1 protein-coding gene is annotated in these 707 nt (G+C 45.8%); it reads left to right on the top strand.

Annotated features, from left to right (window positions below):
- Positions 1-509: methyl-accepting chemotaxis protein (locus tag R7Z49_RS25005; protein WP_318112388.1), on the top strand; the 509-nt coding region annotated here is incomplete at its 5' end.
- Positions 510-707 lie beyond the last annotated feature (198 nt).

The raw sequence follows: 707 nt of genomic DNA, 5'->3' as shown, positions 1-707 counted from the left end.
CAATTTTGGATGTCATCCGCAACATTGCTGAGCAAACCAACTTGTTGGCTCTCAATGCCGCGATTGAAGCGGCACGTGCAGGTGAGCAAGGACGCGGATTTGCCGTGGTAGCCGATGAGGTACGTGTGCTGGCATCGAAAACCACACAATCCACCACAGAAATCGAATCGATGATCAGCAATCTGCAATCGAGCTCTCAGTCAGCCAACCAAGTGATTCAAAGCTGCATGAGTGATATGGAAATGTCGGTTGAGCAAGCCTCGAAAGCGAACAGTTCAATGGAAGAGATCCAAGCACTCATTATCGAAATCAGCCAAATGAGTACGCACATTTCTCAAGCGGCAGCAGAGCAAAGCGAAACCTCAGCAGATATTGCGCGCAACATTGAAGACATCAACAATATTGCGGATGAAAGTTACCACGCGATGTCGAGCATCACTCATACGAGTGAATCTCTCACTCAGCTTGCTCATCAGCAAAATGAATTAGTCCATCGCTTTAAATTGTAAATTTTTATGCAATAGTTGATGCAACCAGCTGTATAAGGGCGACTTTTTATGAAGTCGCCCTTGTTTTTTCTCGGCCTTGTCTACATATGGGTAATATGGCCTGCTCATCCCTTGCACTTCTCTTTTCGAGCGGCCACACAAAAAGGAAAATCTATGGCTGTTCATGTTGGTATTATCGACCAAGACCCAGTGAGATTG

It is taken from the genome of Vibrio sp. 1562 (assembly GCF_033340155.1).
GTDB classification, from domain to species: domain Bacteria; phylum Pseudomonadota; class Gammaproteobacteria; order Enterobacterales; family Vibrionaceae; genus Vibrio; species Vibrio alginolyticus.
The sequence above is the reverse complement of the archived record's forward strand: the minus strand, read 5'-3'. Positions and strand labels throughout refer to the sequence as shown.